22 protein-coding genes are annotated in these 23,299 nt (G+C 64.4%); 9 read left to right on the forward strand and 13 right to left on the reverse strand.

All coding sequences use genetic code 11. From position 1 onward, the window contains the following. From KEM60_RS13025 to miaA, 3 genes are all read right to left on the reverse strand, one after another. The coding region (locus KEM60_RS13025) for a hypothetical protein (protein WP_219108006.1) at nt 1-297 on the reverse strand (297 nt) is incomplete at its 3' end. 262 nt (nt 298-559) lie between these two features. After that, nucleotides 560-1,447 (reverse strand): diaminopimelate epimerase, encoded by an 888-nt coding sequence (gene dapF, locus KEM60_RS13030; protein WP_219108007.1) that lies wholly within the window; start codon nt 1,445-1,447, stop codon nt 560-562. Nucleotides 1,448-1,451: 4 nt separating this feature from the next. Beyond that, nucleotides 1,452-2,399 carry a tRNA (adenosine(37)-N6)-dimethylallyltransferase MiaA gene (gene miaA / locus KEM60_RS13035; protein WP_219108008.1) on the reverse strand — a complete coding sequence of 316 codons (948 nt, stop codon included), beginning with the start codon at nt 2,397-2,399 and terminating at the stop codon, nt 1,452-1,454. Nucleotides 2,400-2,550: 151 nt separating this feature from the next. On the opposite strand from miaA, the gene KEM60_RS13040 reads away from it, so the two are divergent. Further along, nucleotides 2,551-2,724, forward strand: a complete 174-nt coding sequence (locus KEM60_RS13040; RefSeq protein ID WP_219108009.1) for an antitoxin — start codon at nt 2,551-2,553, stop codon at nt 2,722-2,724. A 69-nt stretch (nt 2,725-2,793) separates the two neighbouring features. Here KEM60_RS13040 and miaB read toward each other — a convergent pair whose 3' ends face one another. Further along, on the reverse strand, nt 2,794-4,323 hold the full coding sequence (gene miaB / locus KEM60_RS13045; RefSeq protein WP_219108010.1) for a tRNA (N6-isopentenyl adenosine(37)-C2)-methylthiotransferase MiaB: 1,530 nt from the start codon (nt 4,321-4,323) through the stop codon (nt 2,794-2,796). Between the two features lie 12 nt (nt 4,324-4,335). Here miaB and KEM60_RS13050 point away from each other — a divergent pair, with 12 nt between their 5' ends. Further along, nucleotides 4,336-5,286, forward strand: a complete 951-nt coding sequence (locus KEM60_RS13050; protein ID WP_219108011.1) for a metal-dependent hydrolase — start codon at nt 4,336-4,338, stop codon at nt 5,284-5,286. Nucleotides 5,287-5,338: 52 nt separating this feature from the next. Here KEM60_RS13050 and KEM60_RS13055 read toward each other — a convergent pair whose 3' ends face one another. The 3 genes from KEM60_RS13055 to KEM60_RS13065 form a co-directional block, all read right to left on the reverse strand. Then, nucleotides 5,339-6,010 (reverse strand): regulatory protein RecX, encoded by a 672-nt coding sequence (locus KEM60_RS13055; RefSeq protein WP_255574614.1) that lies wholly within the window; start codon nt 6,008-6,010, stop codon nt 5,339-5,341. Between the two features lie 7 nt (nt 6,011-6,017). Then, entirely contained in the window at nt 6,018-7,142 is a 1,125-nt protein-coding gene (gene recA, locus KEM60_RS13060; protein WP_219108012.1) for a recombinase RecA, read from the reverse strand. 212 nt (nt 7,143-7,354) lie between these two features. Further along, complete coding sequence (locus KEM60_RS13065) at nt 7,355-7,699, reverse strand: DUF3046 domain-containing protein (RefSeq protein ID WP_370626367.1); 345 nt, start codon at nt 7,697-7,699, stop codon at nt 7,355-7,357. Here KEM60_RS13065 and KEM60_RS13070 point away from each other — a divergent pair. Both KEM60_RS13070 and KEM60_RS13075 read left to right on the forward strand, forming a co-directional pair. Then, complete coding sequence (locus KEM60_RS13070) at nt 7,680-12,392, forward strand: ATP-dependent helicase (protein WP_219108013.1); 4,713 nt, start codon at nt 7,680-7,682, stop codon at nt 12,390-12,392. The genes KEM60_RS13065 and KEM60_RS13070 overlap by 20 nt on opposite strands. 3 nt (nt 12,393-12,395) lie before the next feature. Further along, nucleotides 12,396-13,262, forward strand: coding sequence for a DNA-formamidopyrimidine glycosylase family protein (locus KEM60_RS13075; protein WP_219108014.1), 867 nt, complete (start codon nt 12,396-12,398; stop codon nt 13,260-13,262). On the opposite strand, the gene KEM60_RS13080 is transcribed toward KEM60_RS13075, so the two are convergent. The 5 genes from KEM60_RS13080 to KEM60_RS13100 form a co-directional block, all read right to left on the reverse strand. Then, nucleotides 13,237-13,548: a helix-turn-helix domain-containing protein gene (locus KEM60_RS13080; protein WP_219108015.1), complete on the reverse strand. Its 312-nt coding sequence runs from the start codon at nt 13,546-13,548 to the stop codon at nt 13,237-13,239. The two genes, KEM60_RS13075 and KEM60_RS13080, sit on opposite strands and share 26 nt — an antisense overlap. A gap of 172 nt (nt 13,549-13,720) precedes the next feature. Continuing rightward, entirely contained in the window at nt 13,721-14,206 is a 486-nt protein-coding gene (locus KEM60_RS13085) for a CinA family protein (protein WP_219108016.1), read from the reverse strand. Nucleotides 14,207-14,274: 68 nt separating this feature from the next. Continuing rightward, the gene (pgsA, locus tag KEM60_RS13090; RefSeq protein WP_219108017.1) at nt 14,275-14,874 is read right to left on the reverse strand and encodes a CDP-diacylglycerol--glycerol-3-phosphate 3-phosphatidyltransferase; all 600 of its coding nucleotides are present in this window, start codon (nt 14,872-14,874) and stop codon (nt 14,275-14,277) included. Continuing rightward, entirely contained in the window at nt 14,871-16,358 is a 1,488-nt protein-coding gene (gene rimO / locus KEM60_RS13095) for a 30S ribosomal protein S12 methylthiotransferase RimO (RefSeq protein ID WP_219108018.1), read from the reverse strand. The genes pgsA and rimO overlap by 4 nt, the downstream gene beginning before the upstream one ends. 165 nt (nt 16,359-16,523) lie before the next feature. After that, entirely contained in the window at nt 16,524-19,004 is a 2,481-nt protein-coding gene (locus KEM60_RS13100) for a DNA translocase FtsK (RefSeq protein WP_255574615.1), read from the reverse strand. A 19-nt stretch (nt 19,005-19,023) separates the two neighbouring features. On the opposite strand from KEM60_RS13100, the gene KEM60_RS16660 reads away from it, so the two are divergent. Continuing rightward, nucleotides 19,024-19,227, forward strand: coding sequence for a hypothetical protein (locus KEM60_RS16660; protein ID WP_255574617.1), 204 nt, complete (start codon nt 19,024-19,026; stop codon nt 19,225-19,227). Nucleotides 19,228-19,316: 89 nt separating this feature from the next. Here the strand turns inward: KEM60_RS16660 and KEM60_RS13105 are convergent, their stop codons facing one another. After that, nucleotides 19,317-21,002: a ribonuclease J gene (locus KEM60_RS13105; RefSeq protein ID WP_304502180.1), complete on the reverse strand. Its 1,686-nt coding sequence runs from the start codon at nt 21,000-21,002 to the stop codon at nt 19,317-19,319. On the opposite strand from KEM60_RS13105, the gene KEM60_RS13110 reads away from it, so the two are divergent. The 4 genes from KEM60_RS13110 (at nt 21,003) to KEM60_RS13125 (ending at nt 23,183) form a co-directional block, all read left to right on the forward strand. After that, nucleotides 21,003-21,248: a hypothetical protein gene (locus KEM60_RS13110; protein WP_219108019.1), complete on the forward strand. Its 246-nt coding sequence runs from the start codon at nt 21,003-21,005 to the stop codon at nt 21,246-21,248. A gap of 81 nt (nt 21,249-21,329) precedes the next feature. Beyond that, a complete protein-coding gene (locus tag KEM60_RS13115) occupies nt 21,330-22,121 on the forward strand; it encodes a thymidylate synthase (protein WP_219108241.1) in 792 nt (263 codons plus the stop codon). Then, nucleotides 22,118-22,645 (forward strand): dihydrofolate reductase, encoded by a 528-nt coding sequence (locus tag KEM60_RS13120; RefSeq protein ID WP_219108020.1) that lies wholly within the window; start codon nt 22,118-22,120, stop codon nt 22,643-22,645. Before KEM60_RS13115 ends, KEM60_RS13120 begins: the two co-directional genes overlap by 4 nt. Beyond that, a complete protein-coding gene (locus KEM60_RS13125) occupies nt 22,635-23,183 on the forward strand; it encodes a GNAT family N-acetyltransferase (protein WP_219108021.1) in 549 nt (182 codons plus the stop codon). Before KEM60_RS13120 ends, KEM60_RS13125 begins: the two co-directional genes overlap by 11 nt. The last annotated feature ends 116 nt before the right edge of the window (nt 23,184-23,299 follow it).

Here is a 23,299-nt window from a genome sequence, read left to right on the forward strand (position 1 = left end):
GTCCTGACCCATCACGCCAGCCGCCTCACCTATCTGATGTGAGGACTGCGCAACTTCACCACCCACCTTTGAAGTGCTCAGATTCTCCATGAAAGCCGCATTCGAGGCCTCCCCCGACCAGCCCTGGTCATGCAAATACTTCATGTCCCGCATAAAGTCAGTGAAGGACTCCATCAACACCGCTTTAGAGTTCTGGAAATAATCCATCGCCCCCTTCATTTCCTCTGGGTCAAAAGTGGCAACCATGGCCTTCAGCTTCTGCCCATCAATCCCGTCGTACTTTGCCATGTCAGCCATCAGTCCCCACGCTTCCTCTGAGCTCTCACACCAGCACACCAAGTCGAACGACCAACTCACAGCATCATGACACGCTACCCCTGCACCAAACCGCCATTCACCCATGCCACTAGCAGTGGCTGCGCCAAGGCCTGATGGTGATCATCAACGTCAGCAAAAAAGCCCGTAGCGCCAGGGACGTCACATTCCCCTGGCGCTACGGGCCGTGGCTGCTCGACTAATTCCTCGCAAATCTGGCTTCACGTGTCAACGTGCGCATGCCTCAGGCCATGTGGGACCGCCACTGACCATCGGCGACCAAGACGGCCGGGCCGCGCAGTTCGACCTCGCCACCAGGGAGGGCGGTGACGTGGACGGTGCCCCCAGGGATGTCGACCTGCCACGAGGTGTGCTCCGCAGCGGCGCCGCTCCACATCATGCAGGCCAAGGCTGCTGCGCAGGCTCCGGTGCCGCAGGACTTGGTTTCTCCGACACCACGTTCCACGACCCGCATCCGCAGGTGACCTGCCCTAAGGACCTGCACGAATTCGACGTTAGTGCTGTGCTCGGGCATCGGGTTGACCTGCGGTGGCGTGGCCAAGTCGAGGCTGTCCAGGTCGATGCTCTCGGGGAGCGCGACGACGGTGTGCGGATTGCCCATATTCAGTGACAGGCCAGGCCAGGGTTCGTGGCCTGGCAGGTGCACTAACGCGTCGTGGCCATGCTCGGTGAAAGCGTCCGGGTGGTCGATGCGCCACGGACCGAGGTTGACGGCGTACTCGTCTTGCCCGTCCTGGTCGGTGACACAGACCGTTTTAATGCCCGCACGAGTAGCGATAGCGAACGAATTACCGTGACTCCACCCTTCCCGACGAAGGTACGCAGCGAAAACACGGGTGCCATTGCCGCACATTTCGGCGACGCTGCCGTCAGCGTTGCGGTAATCCATGAACCACTCGGCTCGCTCAGCCTGCGCTCGTACGTGTTCTTCGGCGGCATACCGGGTGGGGACTACCCGAATCACCCCGTCCGCGCCGATCCCTGCATGTCGATCAGCGAGCGCCTGCACCAGGTCATGTCCCAGGTCGAGGGTGCCGTCGGGGTCGGGGACGAGCACGAAGTCGTTGTGGGTGCCGTGGCCTTTGGTGAAAGTCAGCGTGGTGGGGGTCACTGGATCATTCTGCCTTGGTGGGGTGGACGGGGGTGGTGACTGTTGTTGGGCTGGGATTGTCGATGAGGTGTCGGGCGGCGTCGAGGAGGTCGTCACGGTCAGCGTCTAGCCAGTGGATGCGGGGGTCAGCGCCGAACCAGGATTCTTGGCGGCGGACGAGGCGCCGGGTGGCGCGGGTGGTGTCGGTGATGGCATCGGCTTCAGTGCAGCGACCGTCGAGTTGAGCGAGTGCTTGGGCGTATCCGACGGCGCGGGAGGCAGTGCGGGTCTCGGCGAGACCGCGGGCCTGGAGGTCAGTGACTTCGTCGAGGAGGCCGTGGTGCCACATCTGTGCGGTACGTCGTTCGATGCGGGCGTCGAGGTCGGGCCGTGGGAGTCGCAACCCGATCTGCACGGTGGGGCGCAAGTATTCCCGTCGGGGCATGGTGGCGGAGAAGGGGCGGCCGGTGAGGTCAATCACTTCGAGGGCGCGGACGATACGGCGTGCGTTGCGGGGTTCGATGGCGTGTGCAGCGACAGGGTCGCGGCGGGTGAGTTCGGCGTACAGGTTGTCAATGCCGACGGTGTCGAGGCGCGCTTGCCAGGCGGCACGCACGGTGGGGTCGGTGGGGGGGATCTCCAGGACATCGATGGCGGCTCGGACGTAGAGTCCGGATCCGCCGCAGATCACGGGGAGGTGTCCGCGGGCGAGAATCGCGTCGATGTCGGTGCGGGCGTGTGTTTGGTAGGCGGCAACGGAGGCGTCGTCGTGAATGTCGAGGACGTCGAGTTGATGGTGCGCGATGCCATCTCGTTCGGCTGGGGGGACTTTCGCGGTACCAATGTCCATGCCGCGGTACAGCTGGGAGGCATCTGCGTTGACGATTTCACCGTCGAGTGCTGAGGCGATGGCGATCGCCAGCGCGGACTTGCCGGTGGCTGTCGCACCGACCACCGTCACCACTGCGTTCACGGTGACCTCCCATGATGTCGTCTCGTAGCGCCCTGGTCAGAATAGACAGCGTGGCGGTGTGCGGCGTGTCCTGCCCCTACGATGAGTCGTCCCCGCTTGGGGTCCTGTCTGCAGGGCCGGGCGTCCCGGCATCGTCATGAACGGAGCACCAATGAGCATCTTCGACAACCTCAAGGACAAAGCCAGCGAGGTCCTGCGCAACGAGGAACTCACTGACCAGGCTTTGGACCGGGTCGCTGACCTTGCCAAGGGCGTTGCTGGTGACCATGCGGACAAGGTCGACAAGGCTCGTGAGGTGCTTGACGGTCGGCTAGGCAACGAGTGACCTGGCGGGGTCCTCGACGTAGCTATTGTCGAGGACCCCGGATTGCTCGTTGCGGTTGGCAGCGGGCGGTCAGCAGTTGGTGCCGCATTCGGTGTGAGAAGCCGGTGTTGGCGCGGGCGGCCCGACTTGTGGCAACCCCAACGTGACCGTCGGTCGGCCGGGAACCGGATTGTCTTGCGCTTGCGCCCAAGCGTCGCCGCCACGGGTACGTCGTACGGCGTACGGGCCACCGTGGAGAGCCGAATCGGCGACCAGGTGATGTGGGGCGCCATATGTGACTGCGACCTCGACGAGGTCCCCGGGTCGAGGAAGGTCCCCGGTGTGCCGGGCCTGTTCTGGGACGGCGAAATGGACGAGCCGGTTATCCCGTGCCCTTCCGGACATTCGGGCCGTCTCAGCGTCTTTGCGGCCTTCGCCGGGGGCGACGAGCACTTCCACAGTGCGTCCTTCGATGGCGCGGTTTTCCGCCCAGGAAATGTCATCTTGTACGGCGACGAGCCGTTCGAATCGTTCCTGGACAACCTCTTTGGGTACCTGCCGGTCCATCGTGGCGGCCGGCGTTCCGGGGCGCACCGAGTATTGGAACGTGAACGCCCCGGCAAACCGGGCTTGTCTGACCACGTTCAGGGTGTCTTCGAAGTCGGCGTCGCTCTCCCCGGGGAAACCCACGATGATGTCCGTGGTGATCGCGGCGTGCGGGATCTGCGCTCGCACATCGTCCAGGATCCGCAGGAATCGGTCGCTGCGGTAGCTACGTCGCATCTCTCGCAGCACTTTGTCCGATCCCGACTGCAACGGCATGTGTAGTTGTGGCATGACATTCGGAGTCTGCGCCATCGCCTCAATGACGTCCTCGGTGAACGCCGCCGGATGTGGGCTGGTGAATCGCACTCGCTCCAGGCCGTCGATGTGTCCGCAGGAGCGGAGCAGCTTCGCGAAGGCACCTTTATCGCCGAATTCCACGCCGTAGGTGTTGACGTTTTGTCCGAGCAGGGTGATTTCCACGACGCCTTGGTCGACGAGGGCCTGCACCTCAGCGAGAATATCCCCGGGTCGCCGGTCCTGTTCTTTGCCGCGCAGCGCTGGGACGATGCAGTAGGTGCAGGTGTTATTGCAGCCCACGCTAATTGACACCCATCCGGCGTACGTCGAGTCCCGGCGCGTGGGCAGGGTCGACGGGAACACTTCGAGCGCTTCGAGGATTTCCACCTCGGCGCGTTTATTGTGTCGGGCCCGGTCGAGCAGCGCCGGCAAATGGCCGATGTTGTGCGTGCCAAAGACCACATCGACCCATGGCGCTCGAGACACGATGAGGTCGCGGTCTTTTTGAGCCATGCAACCACCCACGGCGATCTGCATCTGCGGGTTGCGGGTTTTGGCGGGGCGGAGCTGACCGAGGTTGCCGTAAAGCTTGTTGTCGGCGTTCTCGCGGACGGCACAGGTGTTGAAGACGACCACGTCGGCGGTCTCTGGTCGCTGTGCCTCAGGGATGCTGGCGAGGTCGACGTACCCGGCGGCCTCGAGGAGACCGGCGAGACGTTCGGAGTCGTGCACGTTCATCTGGCACCCGTGGGTGCGCACGTCATAGGTCTTGCTCACGGCATCTTTCCGTTGAGAGAGCGGCGGGATCGGTCGGCGACACCGGCTGCGGCAGCGCAGGTACGTCGGGAACTGCTGCTTCCCGACATCTCCGGTACGACGTCGACACTCCAGGGTACGGGGGTTCTGTGGGACTCGGTGATGCCTCCCCACCTCAGCCGATATCACCTGCACCGAGCAACTCAACGGACCCTTGCGCAAGTGTTGTCCCTGGCGGCACATACGGTGCTAGTCATGATGGGTTATAACCACGCCACCATGACGATGATCGCCGGGGTCCTCACGATCCCCCTCGTGCAGCCGGCTTCCGGTATAGATGCCGCCGTGTGGGTGATCGAATGCGGAGGGTTTGGCCTGCTCGCTGACCTAGATCACCCCAAAGCGAGCGTCGCCCGGATGTGGGGACCCGTCACTGAAGCGCTCGCCCACATCGTCACCGCTGTCAGCAGAGGACATCGTTGGGGCACCCACGACTTACTGTTAGCGCCGCCGTTGGCGTACATGCTCTTCACCTACGCCGCCCGGTCCTACCCGACCCGATTATTTGCGCTGGCCTTAGCCATCGGGTTGGCGTTACGTGCTGTCACGATGCTCGGCGGGACCTATATGGGTGCTGGAGTCAACGCTGGGGTTTCCTGGGTCGGTGCCTGGTGGATGCTCGAGCATGTCGCGTCAGCGGACACCCACCTTCCCTTTGCCGCAGCGCTGGGAATCATCAGCCACATCCTGGGCGACAGCATCACCAAACGTAAGGTCCCCGTCCCTATCGTGTGGATCTGGACGAAGGAACGGTTCGGGCTGCCTCTGCTCACGACCAACAGCCGCATGGAACGAAACGTGATCGCCCCCGCGCTGACCAGTATCTTGCTGGTCAGCACCTGGTACATCTTGGACCCTCAGACCCGCCGAGACGTCATTGAGGTCTTCCCGATTTTGCGGCACGACTGGATCTCCACCATTTGAGCCCCGTGAGGACATCACTGTCGGTTCAGGAGGAGATGTGTGCCTCCCCACGTCAATCCCGTTGATGCTCTGGGCTGTCTTGCAGTGCTTCTCGGATCACAGCCGCAGACACGTCCGCCGAGTAGCCTTTCCGAGCCAACGTCCCAGCCAGTCGTCGTATCTGAGTTGGGCGTGGCAGCCCGTGCATGGTACGTAAGCGTTTGTCGACTACTCGACGCGCCTCGTCCCGCTCCGTGACCTCGTCGACCTGGGCTAGTGCCTCTTCGGCGAGTTCCGGGTCGATACCGTGACGACGCAACTCGACGCGTAACCCCCGCCGGGCCAGCCCACGACCACTCTGCACGCTGCGCACCAACATTCCGGCGTACTCCCGGTCATCGACCAAGCCGACCTCCTCCATCCGGTCCAGGACGGAGGAGGCTACCTCGAGCGGGATACCTCGGCGGCGTAATTTCTCAGCCAAGTCAGCCCGGCTGCGTGGCGCCGCAGTCAACAGCCGCAGCACGTAGTGCCGAGCTGTCTCATACGGATCAGCAGCGGGCGCTGACGACCCCTGCTGCTCCTTCTCTGTCGATGAGGATCGCTTCACCCCGCCGGGACGATCTGCCCCTGGAGTGCTCCCCGTCGATCCGATGGCATGTCGGGCCTCAGCCTCTGCCAAGGCCCGACGCGCCACCTCGACGCGGGACAGTGCGTCCTGCCCCTGCGGCACCGATGAGCTCACATCACCCTCAGAAGGACGTCGGCACCGTGGCCAACGGCACGTCGGCGGGAGCCTTGCCCCGGCCCTTACGGGCAGGCTTCTCCGGCGCCGGTGCCGTGTCACCAGCAGCAGATGTCACCGGCTCCTTGGCCCCCGGGCCGACTCCCAGCTTCGCTTTGATCTTGCGTTCTAGTTCGTCAGCCAGACCAGGGTTGTCTCGCAGGAAGTTCCGCGCATTTTCTTTGCCCTGTCCCAGCTGGTCACCTTCGTACGTATACCAAGCGCCGGACTTTCGCACGAAGCCGTGCTCCACACCCATATCAATGAGGCCGCCCTCGCGGGAAATGCCCTGACCATAGATGATGTCGAATTCCGCCTGCTTGAACGGCGGGGACACTTTATTTTTGACAACTTTGCAACGGGTGCGGTTACCAACCGGCTCCGAGCCGTCCTTCAATGTCTCAATCCGCCGCACATCCATCCGCACCGAAGCGTAGAACTTCAATGCTTTACCACCGGTCGTGGTCTCCGGGGAGCCAAACATCACGCCGATCTTCTCGCGCAGCTGGTTAATGAAGATCGCCGTAGTCCCAGTGCTGTTGAGCGCACCAGTGATCTTCCGCAACGCCTGGCTCATCAACCGAGCCTGCAAACCGACATGTGAATCACCCATCTCGCCCTCGATTTCAGCACGCGGCACCAACGCCGCCACCGAGTCAATGACGATGATGTCCAGCGCGCCGGAGCGAATCAGCATGTCCGCGATTTCCAACGCCTGCTCACCGGTGTCAGGCTGGCTGACCAACAGCGCATCCGTATCGACGCCCAGTTTCTTTGCATACTCCGGGTCCAAAGCGTGCTCGGCGTCGATGAATGCCGCGATACCACCGGCTTTCTGCGCATTTGCTACCGCGTGCAAAGCAACCGTCGTCTTACCCGAAGACTCTGGGCCATAAATCTCCACGATCCGCCCCCGCGGCAACCCACCAATCCCCAACGCCACGTCCAACGCGATCGACCCGGTCGGGATGACCTCAATCGGAGGGCGAACGTCATCCCCCAAGCGCATCACCGCCCCCTTACCGTGGGACTTCTCGATCTGCGCCATCACCGTTTCCAGCGATTTCACCTTCTGATCTGCCGAAGCAGCCATCTCGCACCTGCCCATCTCAACACTCGTTATCGGCCGTCTACCTGCGACCATGACCGGTGCGCGATCAGCGCCTCGGCGTCCGGTCAGACGTTAAAGGTCGGCACCGACAACGCCCCGTCACGGCGTACTGATGTGGACGGAACGAAGACCGGCCGACCCCCCTGTGGACGACACCTTAGCCGAACTTGTGTTCGAACGTCGGCTGGGCGCGCTTAGTCAATCGGTCCCCGCCGTACCGGCCTGTCCCGGCCCCATTGGCGTTCTGGTGGCACCGCCATTGCCACGCACACCGCCTCCCAGATCTGCCGTGGCGCCACCCCCGCAGCCAACGCTTCCGAAGCCGTCATGCTCCCCAGCTCGGACAATGCCTGATGGTCTGCGACCATCCTGGCCCGCCCCCGACCGAACTCCTCCTCCATCAACCGCCAAAACTCCATCAATCGCATCGAAGAAGTCAACCAGATCTGCCCTGAACGCGGGGACGGCCCCGCCACAGCAGCCTGCGATGTCGGTGCCGCATGCCACGCTGGATTCACCATGGCGGACGACCCGGACATCCTGCAGCGATTCTCCCCCGCGACCCGTAACTGGTTCACCGGGGCCTTCGCCATACCCACCCCAGCCCAACAAGGAGCGTGGACCGCTATCAGCGGCGGCGACCACACCCTCGTCATCGCACCCACCGGCTCTGGCAAGACCCTCTCTGCTTTCCTATGGGCCCTCGACGGACTCGCCCGGGAGCCGGCTCCAGAAGACCCCGCCCACCGCTGCCGCATCATCTATGTCTCCCCGATGAAAGCCCTGGCTGTCGACGTCGAACGCAACCTGCGCGCCCCACTGGCCGGGATCAGCAATGAGCACCACCGACTCGGACTGCCCCCACCGGCGATCAGCATCGCGGTCCGTTCCGGCGACACCCCACCGGAGCAACGTCGCGCTTTCGTCAGCCACCCCAGTGACATCCTCATCACCACGCCTGAGTCACTCTTTCTGCTGCTCACCTCCCAAGCACGACGAGTCCTCGCTGGCGTGCACACCGTGATCCTCGACGAAGTCCACGCCGTGGCCGGCACCAAACGCGGCAGCCACCTCGCAGTCACCCTGGAACGCCTCGACGCGCTCCTCCCCCAACCCGCCCAACGCATCGGGCTCTCTGCCACGGTCAGTCCCGTCGACGAGGTCACCCGGTTCCTCGGGGGTCCCCGACCCGTGACCGTGGTCGCCCCACCCACCACCAAACAGTGGCGCCTCGACGTGGTCGTCCCCGTCCCTGACCTTGCTGAGATGGGCACCCCTACCGGCGACCTCAGCGGACCAGCCGCAGGAGACCCCCGACGTACCTCAATCTGGCCCCACGTCGAAGAACGCCTCGTCGACCTCATCACCGCTCATCGCACCACCCTCGTCTTCGCCAACAGTCGTCGTCTGGCTGAACGACTCACCGCCCGACTCAACGAAATCAACGAGGATCGCATCGCAGCCGAAAACGATACCCCTCGCAACGGGAACGGGACCCACGACAGCCCCGCTCCCAGCACCTTCTCCCGGGGCGCTCCCGCAGCACTGGCCCGCGCTCACCACGGATCCGTCAGCAAAGAACAACGCGCCATCATCGAAGATGACCTCAAAGCAGGACGTTTACCTGCCGTCGTCGCCACCAACAGCCTCGAACTAGGGATCGATATGGGAGCCGTCGACCTCGTGGTGCAGGTCGAGGCACCGCCCAGCGTTGCCAGTGGGCTACAACGCGTTGGACGCGCCGGCCACCAGGTCGGAGCGGTCTCGCACGGTGTCTTCTTCCCCAAGAGCCGCGGCGACCTGATGCAGACCACGGTGGTGACTCGCCTCATGCGGGACGGCCACATCGAACCGGTACACATCCCAGCAAACCCCCTCGATGTACTCGCCCAACACATCGTGGCGATGAGCGCGATGGACGACTGGGCGGTCACCGACCTACTGGATCTGCTCCGACGCAGTGCGCCGTACAGCACGCTGTCCCTGCCAGTCCTCGAATCAGTCCTGGATATGCTCGCGGGGCGCTACCCCAGCGAAGAGTTCGCCGAGCTGCGACCCCGCATCGTCTGGGACCGCCTCGCCGGGACCATCAGCGCCCGCCCTGGAGCGCAACGACTCGCCGTCACCAGCGGCGGCACCATCCCCGACCGGGGTTTGTACGGCGTCTTCTTAGTCGGCGAGGGCAGCGGTCGACGGGTCGGAGAACTCGACGAGGAAATGGTCTATGAGTCCCGGGTCGGTGACGTCTTCACCTTGGGCACCTCATCCTGGCGGATCGAGGACATCACCACCGACCAGGTCTTAGTCACCCCGGCACCCGGCAGCGCCGCCCGGCTCCCGTTCTGGAAAGGCGACTCAGCAGGGCGTCCGGTCCATCTGGGTCGCGCCATCGGCGAATACACCCGTGAGCTCTGTGCGCTGCCCCCCGCAGCAGCACGAGACCGTCTCGTCACCGACGGGCTCGACCCCTGGGCTGCAGACAATCTCATCACCTACCTCGGAGAACAACGCGAATCCACCAGTCGAGTCCCTGATGATCGGACCCTGCTGGTCGAACGATTCCGCGACGAGATTGGTGACTGGCAAGTAGTAATTCACTCCCCCTACGGATCTGCCGTGCACGCTCCGTGGGCGATGATCCTCGCGGCACGGCTACGGGAACGACACGGGGTGGACGTCCAAGCCATGCACGCCGACGACGGGATCGTGATCCGTCTACCCGACACTGACACCGGCCCGTCCGAAGACGATCCTCTGGCTGACGTCGTGGATCTCCTGCTAGTCGACCCAGATGATGTGGCTGACCTGGTTACCGCCCAAATCGGTGGGTCAGCTCTGTTCGCGGCCCGCTTCCGGGAGTGCGCCGCCAGGGCCTTATTGCTGCCACGCCGCCACCCCGGGCGTCGCCAGGCGCTATGGCAACAGCGACAACGCTCGGCTCAGTTGCTGACGGTGGCTTCGGCGTACCCCACCTTTCCCATCATTCTGGAAGCACTCCGGGAGTGTGTACAGGACGTTTTCGACGTCCCCGCGCTAACAGATCTCCTGCGACGATTACGCTCGCGTGAGATCGCCGTCCACACCGTGCACACCTGTGCGCCGTCGCCGTACGCTCGCCATCTGCTGTTTGGGTATGTGGCCCAGTTTCTCTATGAGGGGGATTCCCCCTTGGCCGAACGGCGGGCAGCAGCACTATCTGTCGACCCTGACCTGTTAGCCGACCTGTTGGGTCGCCAGGATGGCGCCGCACTGGCTGACTTGTTGGACCCGCAGGTGGTGATCGACACCGAAGCGGCCCTGCAACATCTGGCGGAGGACCGTCAGTGCCGCACAGAGGAGGACATCGCCGACCTGGTACGTCGTCTCGGTCCGATTAGTACCGACGACATCCAGCAGCGCACGGTGTTGTCCTGTCGACCGGAGGTCACGTCGTGGTTGACGCAGCTGGCTGGGGCACGGCGTCTGATGGAGATCCGGGTGGCTGGCGAACCTCGATGGGCGGTCGTCGAAGATGCGGGCAGGGTGCGTGACGCTCTAGGAGTAGTGCCGCCGCCGGGGGTGCCGGACCCCTTTTTAGAGGTGGTGCCTGATCCGTTGGCTGACCTGGCGGTGCGTTATGCCCGCACGCATGGTCCTTTCCGAGCTGGGGAGTTCGCGGCATGGACGGGTCTCGGCACAGCGGTCGCTGTCGATGTGCTGACCCGGTTAACGGGAGCCCGACGGCTGGTGCACGGCCAGATGCGCCCAGAACATGTGCTGCCCACTAGGCCAATGCCAACGACAGCCCCTGGAGATCAGCACGTCGAATGGTGCGATCCAGAGGTGTTGCGGCTCCTGAAGCGACGGTCGTTGGCAGCGCTGCGTGCGGAGGTGGAGCCTGTCGCTCAGCAGGAGTTGGCGCGCTTCTTACCGGCCTGGCACGGAGTGGGTGGATCGGCGCGAGGCCCCGACGGGGTGCTGTCAGTACTGGAGCAGCTAGCGGGGCTCGCATTGCCGGCGTCAGCGTGGGAGTCGATGGTCCTTCCCACCCGAGTGAAGGGATACGTCCCAGGAGATCTGGACGAGTTGTTATCCACCGGGGAGGTGTGCTGGCAAGGGCAAGGGTCTTCCGGGATCGACGGCGGGTGGGTGTCCTGGCATCCGATGAGCGGCGCGCCGTGGACATTGGCGCAGCCAACGCAGGTGTCATCAGCTGCCGAGCAGCTGGCGTCGGTGTTTGACCGAGCTGGCGGATATCACTTCAGGTCGTTGCAGGACACAGTGGAAGGCACCGAGAAGGAGGTGTTGGACCTGCTGTGGGAGCTGGTGTGGGCAGGCCGGGTCAGTAATGACTCGTTCGCCCCGGTGCGGGCATTGGTCGGTAGTCGACGTCCGACTAGACGTGCCCGTCGTGACGGGTCAGCCTCCCCACGCATAGGACGCATCTCTGGTCATCGGGGTTGGTCCGGGCGGACCTGGGCGGGTTCCACTGCCGGCATCCGCCCGGGAATGGCCAACCCCACACCGTCGACCGGCGTGGGCAGGTGGGCAGCGCTTCCTGCACCGATCACCGATCCGACCGAACGGATCCATGTGGCGACCCAGCTGCTCCTGGAGCGGTACGGCGTCGTGACTCGGGACGTGGTGGCTGCGGATCCGGTGCCGGGCGGGTTTTCTTCGGTGTATCGGGTGTTGTCGTTAGCGGAGGAAGCCGGACAGGTCCGTCGCGGCTATTTCGTGGAGGGTTTAGGCGCGGCCCAGTTCGCGTCGTCGGGGGTGGTGGATCGATTGCGAGCAGCGGGCAGAGGCCTGCCGGGCAGCGATGCGGGTGAGCAGGAGGCGGTCCTGCTCCTGGCGGCCGTGGATCCGGCGCAACCGTTCGGAGCGGCCTTGCCATGGCCAGCGCGGGCGATGGTCACCACCGATCCAGTACTGACTGAGCAGGCCACGGCAGGGAGCTCTCCTGGCCGTCCGGCTCGACGGGCGGGCGCGTTGGTGGCGGTGCAGGACGGCCGGTTGGTGTTTTTTCTGGAGCGGGGCGGACGCAGCATGGTGGTTTACGACGTCCGTCCACACGTGTTGGCGCGGGCAGCCGAAACTCTGGCCCACGCAGTGCATCACCACGTGGTGCCAGGCTTGTGCGTGGAACGTGTCGATGGTGCAGCGGCATTGGGTTCGGATCATCCCGTGGTGGCAGCGCTACTCAATGCGGGTTTTCACCTGACACCTCGGGGATTGCGGCTACGGAGGTGAGGGATGCCTGAGGGGGATGTCGTCTGGCGGACTGCTCGCCGGTTGGACGAGGTGTTGACAGGACAGCTCCTGACCGTGACGGATTTTCGCTGGGGAGACGCCGCCACCGTGGATTTGCGGGGCCGCCTCACGGTGGCGGTGGTCAGCAGAGGGAAGCATCTGTTGCATCGGGTGGACGGTGGCTGGACAGTGCACAGCCATCTGCGGATGGAGGGGTCCTGGTCGGTGCGCCGGGCTGGTGAGCCGATCCGACGAGGTGAGCAAGGGCAGGTCCGGGCAGTGGTCGGCACTGACCGCTGGTGGTGTTGGGGGCTGCGATTGGGATTGCTGGAAGTGCTGCCAACAGCAGAGGAAAATCGGGTCGTCGGTCATCTGGGACCGGATCTGCTGGGACCAGACTGGGATGAGGAAAGCGCGGTCTCGAGGTTGGCCGCAGACGGTGGGGTCGCAGTGGGAGCGGCATTGTTGGATCAGCGCCATCTCGCTGGGATCGGCACGGTGTATGCCGCCGAGGTGCTGTTTTTAGAACAGATTGATCCCTGGCTGCCTGTCGAGAAGTTGGGGCCGGAGCGGTTACGTCGGGTGGTGCGGCGAGCACATCGAGCGTTGAATGGGCAACGAGATCGGGCGGTGCGTTCGTTGACGGGGAGCATGCGACGTGGGGAAGGCACGTACGTGCACGGCCGGTCAGGGCAGCCATGTCGGCGCTGCGGTCACACCGTCGCGGTGGCACCCATCGGTGACGCCGCCGTGGAACGAGTGATGTTTTTTTGCCCGCGATGCCAGCGGGTGACGACCCCTGGGGGGCTGTCCTCTCCGGTCGCGTGGGTGTCGACTCGCCCGATCAGGCGGCGGAGGCCTGAACGTTGAGCGGCGTCGTGACGTCACTGACCAGGGGCAGTGCCACTGGAGCGCCATCGCGTTCGGCGATCGCTGCACGCACCGCGACGCGGCTGAGCAGTTCAGAGAGCGGCAGCTCGAGAGCGGCACAAATCGACGCCAACAGCTCGGAGGAGGCTTCTTTTTCGCCGCGCTCCACTTCGCTGAGGTAGCCCAGCGATACCGAGGCAATGGAGGAAATATCCCTGAGGGTGCGACGTTGCCCCATTCGGCATTCACGTAGGGCATCGCCCATCTCGCGCCGAAGCAGGACCATGCTGCACCTCCCTGGGACCGGTGGGGTTCGCGTCATCTCACCCCGTCCACGCTTGTCGTCCGCCTGGTGATGTCGAAAGGCGGTGCCGCCATGGCACAGGACGACGACCCCAGGATAACGGCCCGGCCTGACATCGCCCAGTGATCTTCCGTACAGACCCCACAGTGCAGAGTCACCCGGGACCCACTACGTGGAACAGCACGTCCAGTACGACGCTTAATGCGGCAGAGCGCACTTCGTGACGGCTGCCAGCAACGTGGAGGTGACGGATGTGGTGGTGTCCGGGGCCGACGACCGCCACAAACACAGTGCCTGCGGGATGACCATCGTACGGCTCTGGTCCAGCGATGCCAGTGGTGCCGATCCCCCACGTCGCCCGACACTGATGACGAGCCCCCTCAGCGAGTTGCTCGGCTACAGCGGCTTGGATCGGTCCGGCCGTCGCCAAGAGGGTGGCGTCCACGCCGAGTAGGTCATGTTTGAGATCGTTGTGGTAGACGACTGCGCCGCCGCGGACAACCCGTGATGCACCAGGCACATCCACGAGAGCCGCGATGACTAAGCCGCCGGTGAGGGACTCCCCCGTCGCCACGGTCTCGCCACGATCCGCCAGCGCGGTGATCAGGCTGGCGGACCGCTCCTCTGTCCACCGGGACATCTCGGGGCCGGAGAGTGTCAGAACGTCGTACGTCCTGACACTGCCACTCTGCGAGACAGGTGGCGATGTCATGACCGCCCCGCGACCACCATCGCCCGAGCCTTGAGCACATAGTCGACGCCTGTAGCCAAGGTCACCGCCACCGCTGCGGCCATCACCACGATTGCGCTGGTCTCCCACAGCCCGCCAAGTGGCGCTGTCATCAGACCCAATGCGACAGCTTGCAATGTTGTCTTGAGCTTGCCGCCGCGGCTAGCTGGCATGACGCCATACCTGATGATCACCAAGCGCAGCACGGTGATGCCGATCTCCCGGAACAGCACCAGGAAGGTCACCCACCACCACAAATCACCAATCAGGGACAGACCGATGAAACCCATCCCGGTCAGAGCTTTATCAGCAATAGGGTCGGCGAGCTTACCGAAGTCAGTGACGAGGCCCCGAGCCCGGGCGATATCACCGTCGAGTCGATCGGTGATCATCGCCAGGACAAACACTCCGCAAGCCCACCAGCGCATGTCGACATCGTTGCCCTCGTCAGTGAGCAACAGCCAACCGTAGATCGGCACCATCAGGATCCGAAGAACAGTCAACGCATTGGGAAGGTTCCACGGGCTAGGCGGCGCAGGCACAGCCGACCCTGCATCGGACGGCGGCTGGGAGGTCATGACACGGTCACCGTCAGATCTGCGCCTTCGGAGGCGATGACGGTGCCGGTGACCATCCGTCCCAGCGTCAGATCAGACGCACCGACCACCACACAATGGCCGTCGACTTCCGGGCCTTGATGGGCGGCCCTGCCGATCACAGACCCGTCGGGGTCGATCTCCTCAACCAGGACATCCACGGCGTTGCCGATCCGATCCTCGGCACGTTGGGCGGTGAGTTCCTCAGTGAGCGTCGTGATGCGTTCGACGCGTTCGGCCACGACGCCCGGGTCGATCTTCTCGACGTACCCAGCGGCTTCCGTGCCTTCCTCATCGGAATAACCGAAGACCCCGCACACATCCAGCCTGGCCTCTTGAAGGAAGTCGCTGAGCAGGTCAAGATCTGATTCGTGCTCGCCAGGGAATCCGACGATGACATTGGAGCGAATCCCCGCCTGCGGGGCAAACAGCCGAATCCTGCCGATCAGGTCGAGAAACGCCTCAGGCGAGCCGAACCGCCGCATCCCGCGGAGCACCGATTCACTCGCGTGTTGGAACGACAAGTCGTAATAGGGCACGACCTTTGGAGTGGCAGCGATGGTCTCGACCAGGCCCGGTCGGATTTCAGCAGGCTGGAGGTAGCTCACCCGGATGCGTTCGATGCCGTCGACCTCAGCGAGGCGAGGCAGCAACTCTTCCAAGGCCCGCAGGTTGCCCAGATCCTTGCCGTACGACGTGGAGTTCTCGCTGACCAAAAAGATCTCGCGGACGCCATCTTCAGCCAGCCATCGTGCTTCGGCGAGGATGTCCTCTGGGCGACGAGACACGAAAGCGCCGCGGAAACCGGGGATGGCACAAAAAGCGCACCGGCGGTCGCATCCACTGGCGATTTTGAGTGGGGCCCACGGCCGGTCGTTCAGGCGGGTCCGCAACACCGGGTTCACGGTCACCGGGTGGGGAAGGTCATCGGTGAGGGGCCGCGATGGCGTCGTCACAGTGCTGCCATGTCCCGGCAGTGCCACGTCGGGAGCGGCTTGCTGCCGATCGACGGGGCTCAGAGGTAGCAGTTGTCGCCGATCCCTGGGGATATGGGAGGGCGGTCGGTGTCCGCGCAGGATGTCAGTCAAATGCGATGACATATCGGCGTAACTGTCGAAGCCGAGGACCGCGTCGGCTTCTTCCAGCGAGGAGGCGAGCTCTTCGCCGTACCGCTCTGCCATGCATCCCACGGCCACGACAGCTTGGACCCGTCCGGTCTGCTTGTAGTCGTTGACCTCAAGGAGGGCATCGATGGAGTCCTTCTTGGCCTGCTCCACAAAACCACAGGTGTTGACGATGGCGACATCGGCGTCACTGGGGTCGTCGACGAGATGCCATCCGTGCGAGTGCAGCCGACCGGCTAACTCTTCGGAATCCACGTCATTACGGGCGCAACCCAAGGTGACAATGGCAACAGCCCCACGGGTCGGTGCGGACGAGGCCTGCTGTGGCCCTGGTGAGGTCATACTCTCCACTCTAAGGGTCGAAATCGTGACGCCTGGATACGGCGTCGCTGCGTCGCAGGTCACGGTACCGTGAACGGCTGAATGCCGCCGACTGCCATCGCGTCCGCTGCCATCGCGCCAACTGGGAGCGAGGCCAGCAGCGCCTCGGCGTGGCCGACCAGTAGTTCAGTAGCGTTCACCGCGCCGGTCAGTCAACTCCCACGCATCTTCGCTGCTCTCCTCGACCACGGCGCCTCCGTCGGAGGACAGATCACCGGTCGGGCCGTACGCCGGGGCTGCTGCCGCTGGCGGCGGGTCATCTCCCCGGATCGCTGCGAGCGTGGCCGGAAGATCCTCGGGTTTGACCATGACGTCGCGGGCTTTGCTGCCTTCGCTGGGTCCGACCACACCGCGCGTCTCTAGCAGGTCCATGAGGCGACCGGCTTTGGCGAAGCCCACCCGGAGCTTGCGCTGCAGCATTGATGTCGAACCAAATTGGCTGTTGACGATGAGCTCCGTGGCTTGGAGGAGCAGGTCGAGGTCGTCGCCAATTTCTTCGTCGATGTGGCGGCGTTCCGCCTTGACTACGACATCTTCTCGATAGGTGGGGGTGAGTTGGCCGGTGACATGCGCCACGACCTGTTGCACCTCGGACTCAGTGACCCAGGCGCCTTGCACGCGCATCGGTTTACTGACGCCCATCGGCAAAAACAGGGCGTCACCCTGGCCGATGAGTTTTTCGGCGCCTGGCTGGTCGAGCACCACTCTGCTGTCTGCCAGTGAGGACGTCGCGAATGCCATTCGTGAGGGCACGTTGGCTTTGATCAGCCCGGTGACCACGTCCACGGAGGGTCGCTGGGTGGCCAACACGAGGTGGATTCCGGCGGCTCGTGCTAACTGGGTGATCCGCACAATGCATTCTTCGACGTCGCGGGGGGCGACCATCATCAGGTCGGCGAGTTCGTCCACGACGACGAGCAGGTAGGGATAGGGCTGAAGCACACGTTCACTTCCGGGCAACGGGGTGACAGCGCCGGATCGGACAGCTTTGTTGAAGTCGTCGACATGTTTGAAACCGAATGCGGCTAGGTCGTCGTAGCGGGCGTCCATCTCCCGGACCACCCATTGGAGGGCTTCGGCAGCTTTCTTCGGGTTGGTGATGATCGGGGTGATGAGGTGTGGGACGCCTTCGTACGCGGTGAGTTCCACTCGTTTGGGGTCAACCAAGATGAGCCGGACCTCATCGGGGGTGGACCGCATCAGGATCGACGTGATCATTGAGTTCACGAAGCTGGACTTTCCAGAGCCGGTGGCACCAGCGACCAGGATGTGCGGCATCTTCGCGAGGTTGGCGATGACATATCCGCCTTCGACGTCTTTACCGACGCCCATCACCATCGGGTGAGTGTTGTTGCGCGCGACTTGGCTGCGCAATACGTCGCCGAGGCTGACTTTCTCCCGGTCGGTGTTGGGGATCTCAATGCCGATGGCGGACTTGCCGGGGATCGGCGAGAGGATGCGTACGTCGGCGGAGGCGACGGCGTAGGCGATGTTTTTCGACAGTGCAGTGACGCGCTCGACTTTGACCCCGGGCCCCAATTCGACCTCGTAACGGGTGACGGTGGGGCCGCGGGAGAATCCAGTGACCTGCGCGTCGATGGTGAACTGGTCCAACACTTGAGTGAGGGCGTCGACCACCTGGTCATTCACAGCGCTGCGTGCCTTGGACGGGGTGCCTGGAGCCAGCACGGCCGGGTCCGGCAGGGTGTAGGCGATGTCCCCGGCGAGCGCTAGCTGTTCGACGCGCTGCGGCATCGGTTCGGTCGGCGGGGCTGGCGGGGGCGGGGTCTCCGCGCGGGGGGGCTCGGCAGCGGCGACCGGGACCGTGGGTGCTGTGGCGGTGTCGCGGCGCCGACTCCGCTCGGGGGGCGTCGCGGTGGTGTCTGGCGCTGGGGTGTCAGGCACGGCAGGTTCAGCGATGGCCGGTTCCCGGCGAGGTTTGGGTGCCCGGGCAGCACGGTGCACTTGGGCGGCCTGCTCGAAGGCTTCGTCACCGTCGCGGGGACCGTCTAGTCCAGCGCGGCTGCGGCGTCCGGTGGCGATGGCGTTGTCGTCATGGATACCGAAGAGCCGATCGTGGGCCTCAGCGATGCGGTCGGGGATCCGGTAGACGGGGGTGGCGGTGACCACGAGGAGCCCGAAGAATCCCAACAAGGCCAACAGCGGCAACGCTCCCCAGGTCCGCACTCCTGTGACCAGCGGCGCGGCCAGCAAATAGCCGATCATGCCTCCGGCATCGCGAACCCGGTCAAAACCGTCTGCAGGCGCCGGGACGCCGTAGACGATGTGGGTGATTCCGCAGGCAGACATCGCCAGCGCAGTCAGCCCGATGAGCACCCGATTGGTGCCGTGGACGTCGTCCGGATGCCGCAGGATCCGCCCGGAGAAGCCGAGCAGCACCACCGGCAGGACGAGAGCGATCCGCCCGAGCGTCCCGGCAGCAACAGCGTGGACGACGACACCGACCGGACCGGGCAGCCCCCACCATTCGCGTGCGGCAACAAGGAAGGCCACTGCGAGGACGAGCAGTCCGGCACCATCCCGACGGTGTTCGGGTTCAAGGTCTCCAGCGGTATGTCCGACCCGCCGTACGGCGTTGCCAGTCACGTGCGCGACCCCACTGAACGTGCCACGCAGTGCCCGGGTGGGCAGCGACGGATTGGATTTCGTGGTGGCGGGGCGACTGGGGCCGCGACCGGCTGTGCTGCTCCCTCTGCCTGATCCGGCACGCGCGGAAGTCGTCCGGGAGGAAGCCCCCCGAGACGACGTTGCTCGACTCGACTTGGGTCGCGATGAAGAAGAGGCACGTTTCACCACGGTCGCAGACTAGGCGACGACCCGGGCACGGTGGGGAGGCGCGCCGCCTCCCGGACATCTGGGAGGCGGGCACCGCTGGGCGGGTAGGGCTCTCGGCCAGGATCAGACTTCAATGACCACCGGGATGATCATCGGACGCCGCCGCAGTTTGCCCCCGACGTACGATCCGACCGCACGTCGTATGACCTGCTGCAACTGGTAGGAATCCATGACGCCCTTGCCCATCGCTTCCTCGACCGCGGCGACGATCACTGGACGGACCTTGACGAAAGCGTCTTCTTCCTCGGCGACACCTCGAGCGAGGATCTCCGGTTCGCTAGCAACTTTGCCTCGGCTGGCGTCGACCGGGACGATCACGGTGACGAACCCTTCGTCGCGCAGGATCCGCCGATCTTTCAACAAAGCTTCGTCTGTCGCACCGACTGACGATCCGTCCACGTAGACATACCCACAGTCCACGGCCCCCACGATTCGGGCCACCCCATCTACGAGGTCGACGACCACGCCGTTCTCGGCGAGCACCACGCGGTCCTTGGCGACTCCGGTGGCTTGGGCGAGCGCTCCGTTGGCGACCAGGTGGCGCCATTCGCCGTGGACCGGCATGACGTTGGTGGGGCGGACGATGTTGTAGCAGTAGAGGAGTTCACCGGCGCTGGCATGTCCGGAGACGTGCACTTTGGCGTTGCCGCGGTGGACAACGTTCGCGCCGAGACGCATCAGGCCGTTGATGACCCGAAAGACGGCGTTTTCGTTGCCGGGAATCAGGGAGGACGCGAGGATCACAGTGTCGCCGGCGCCGACTTCGATGGAGTGGTCGCGGTTGGCCATGCGGGACAGGGCGGCCATCGGCTCCCCTTGCGAGCCGGTGCAGATGAGCACCTGTTCGTCGTCGGGATAGTCGGCAAGTTTCCGCGCGTCGACGAGGATGCCTTGCGGGACGCGCAGGTAGCCAAGTTCTTCAGCGATCGTCATGTTGCGCACCATGGAGCGGCCCACCATGGCGACCTTGCGGCCGAACTCTTCAGCAGCGTCGAAGACCTGTTGGACGCGGTGCACGTGGGAGGCGAAACAGGCGACGATGATGCGCCGGTCGGCGTGTTCAAAAACTCGTTCCAGCGCCGGGTAAATGTCCTTTTCGTGCATCGTAAAGCCGGGGACTTCGGCGTTGGTGGAGTCGGTGAGGAAGAGGTCGACCCCTTCTTCACCGAGTCGAGCAAAACCGCGCAGGTCGGTGACGCGGCCATCCAGGGGAAGTTGGTCCATCTTGAAGTCGCCGGTGTGCAGGATCAGGCCTGCGTCGGTGCGGATGGCCACGGCTAGCGCATCGGGGATGGAGTGGTTGACGGCGAGGAATTCGAGGTCAAAGCCGCCGACAGTACGCCGGTCGCCTTCGGTGACATAGGTCACGACCGGTTTGATCCGGTGTTCTTTGAGTTTGGCTTCGACGAGGGCGAGGGTCAGGTGAGATCCGAGGAGGGGGATGTCACCGCGCAGGCGCAGCAGGTATGGGAGTGCGCCGATGTGGTCTTCGTGTCCGTGGGTGAGGACGACCGCTTCGATGTCGTCGAGGCGGTCGCTGATGTAGTCGAAGTCGGGGAGGATCAGGTCGACCCCGGGCTGGTGGTCGTCGGGGAAGAGGACTCCGCAGTCGACGACGAGTAGACGGCCTTCGTGCTCGAGGACCGTCATGTTGCGGCCTACCTCGCCGAGGCCACCCAGGGCGACGATGCGCATACCTGAGGTGGGAAGGGGCGGCGGGGCGGACAACTCCGGATGCGGGTGACTCACGTGACTTCGGCTCCTGTCGGTGGGGTGGTGGTGACCACTGCTCAACTCTCAACGGTATCGCTGCCCGGCGTTGGGCTCACCGTCGGTACGCCGACCGGGCGTGCCGGAGCGGATCGGAGGCAGGAGCGCGGCGCCGCCTGCTCGGGGGATTCAGACGACGCCGCGAGCGCCATCGTTGTCGATGTGTGGGGCGTGACGCGCGTTCACCACGCCCACAGCTTGTGTGATGATGCTCACATCACGTGATGAGTGGTGATGACGGCGCTGAGTGTTGTCGTCGGCGAGACCCTTGCATCGCTCCGACCTTGCGCCGCCTACCCTGGTCGGATGCAGGCCTACCACGACCTTCTCCAGCGCATCCTGACCGAGGGTGTCCGCCGTGACGACCGCACCGGCACCGGCACCCTGTCGGTCTTTGGTCACCAACTGCGCGTCGACCTGGCGGCGGGCTTTCCCGCGCTGACGACGAAAAAGCTGCACCTTCGCTCGATCGTCGGGGAATTGCTGTGGTTCCTGCGGGGAGACACCAATGTGCGTTGGCTGCAAGAACAAGGCATCACGATTTGGGACGAGTGGGCAGACCATGAGGGTGAGCTCGGTCCGATCTATGGTCGTCAGTGGCGGTCCTGGCCAACCCCGGACGGGCGGCAGATTGATCAGATCACCCAGGTCGTGGAGTCGATCAAGACGAACCCGGAGAGCCGCCGTCACATCGTGACCGCCTGGAATGTCGCCGACGTCGACGCAATGGCTTTGCCACCCTGCCACGCGTTATTCCAGTTTTACGTCGCCCAGGGGAAGCTTTCCTGCCAGCTGTATCAGCGCAGCGCTGACGTTTTCCTCGGGGTGCCTTTCAATATCGCTTCCTACGCACTGTTAACCCACCTCGTCGCCCAAGTCACCGGATTAGCCGTCGGTGACTTCATCCACACTTTCGGCGATGCCCATCTGTACCTCAATCACCTCGACCAGGCCCGACTCCAACTGGAGCGCACCCCCCGGAAGCTGCCGACCCTCACGCTGCCCCGCCGGGACCGCCTGGAGGACTATCGGATCGAGGACATCACCTTGGTGGGTTATGACCCTGCCCCCTCGATTCCTGCCCCGATCGCCGTATGACCAGCGCTATCGGATCCTCCCGCGCCAGCAGCGAGGTCGTCATGGTCGCTATTGTCGCCGCCAACGGCGTCATCGGTGACGGCACCGATCAGCCCTGGCACCTGCGAGAAGACCACCGACATTTTCGCGCCCTGACGATGGGACGTCCGGTGGTGATGGGGCGGCGTACCTGGGAGTCGATCGGCGGACCCCTGGTCGGACGAGCCAGCGTGGTGTTGACCCGAGACCGCAGGTGGAGTGCGCAGGAGGCGCACGTCGCACACGACATTGACGAGGCGATCAGCATCGCAGCCGCGCTGCCTGGCGGTGACCAGGTGATGATCATCGGAGGCGGGCAGGTCTATACCGAGGCGCTCCCGCACGCGGATCGGGTCGAGCTCACCGAGGTGGATGCCGAGGCGGAAGGCGAGACTCATTTCCCTCGCCTGGAGCCGTCCCAGTGGGTGCAGACGCACCGGGACGACCGTTTTGCGATGGCTTTTGTGACCTACCGACGACGAGATGAGGCCACCGATGACCAGTGACCGCGGGGTCCGCGGCGCCCTCCCCGCCGATGCTGACGACGTGGGTCGGCTGCAAGCAGCACTGTGGGCGGACGCTTTTGCTGCAGATCTCCCGGAGGCGGTGCTGGCGCAGTGCACCCCAGCTGCCTTCAGCGCAGCGTGGCGAACATCCCTGAGCGACCCTCCTAGCCCAGGGCACGTGTTATGGCTGGCTCATGAGGGCTCGACAGTGGTGGGTCTTTCCGCAGTCGGTCCGAGTGACGACCCGGATCTGCACAACGCAGCAGAGATCTTGGTCATGGGCGTCGACGTGGATCACCGAGAACGCGGGCACGGGAGCCGCTTGCTAGCAGCGTCTGTGGAGCAAGCTCGCACTCTCAGCGCAGCACTACTAGTGGCGTGGGTTCCGTTCTCCCAGGAGACGGTTCGCGCGTTTCTGCAGGGTGCCGGATTCGCCCCCGATGGCGCGCGCCGTACTCGTGTCGTGGACCCGCAGGGGCGCACGCTCGGTGAAGCCAGGATGGTCGCCCAGCTAAGCAGCACAGACACCACGCCTTGATGCGTCATCCCGCCGTACCGCCTGTCTCAAGATGCGGCCGGATGCGGGATGATACTCCACACCCTTCAGGATGCCGTCGTAGGGTCGGGCCACACAACGAACGTGCACGTCCGAAC

Source organism: Austwickia sp. TVS 96-490-7B (assembly GCF_019331795.1).
Taxonomy (GTDB): Bacteria; Actinomycetota; Actinomycetes; order Actinomycetales; family Dermatophilaceae; genus Austwickia.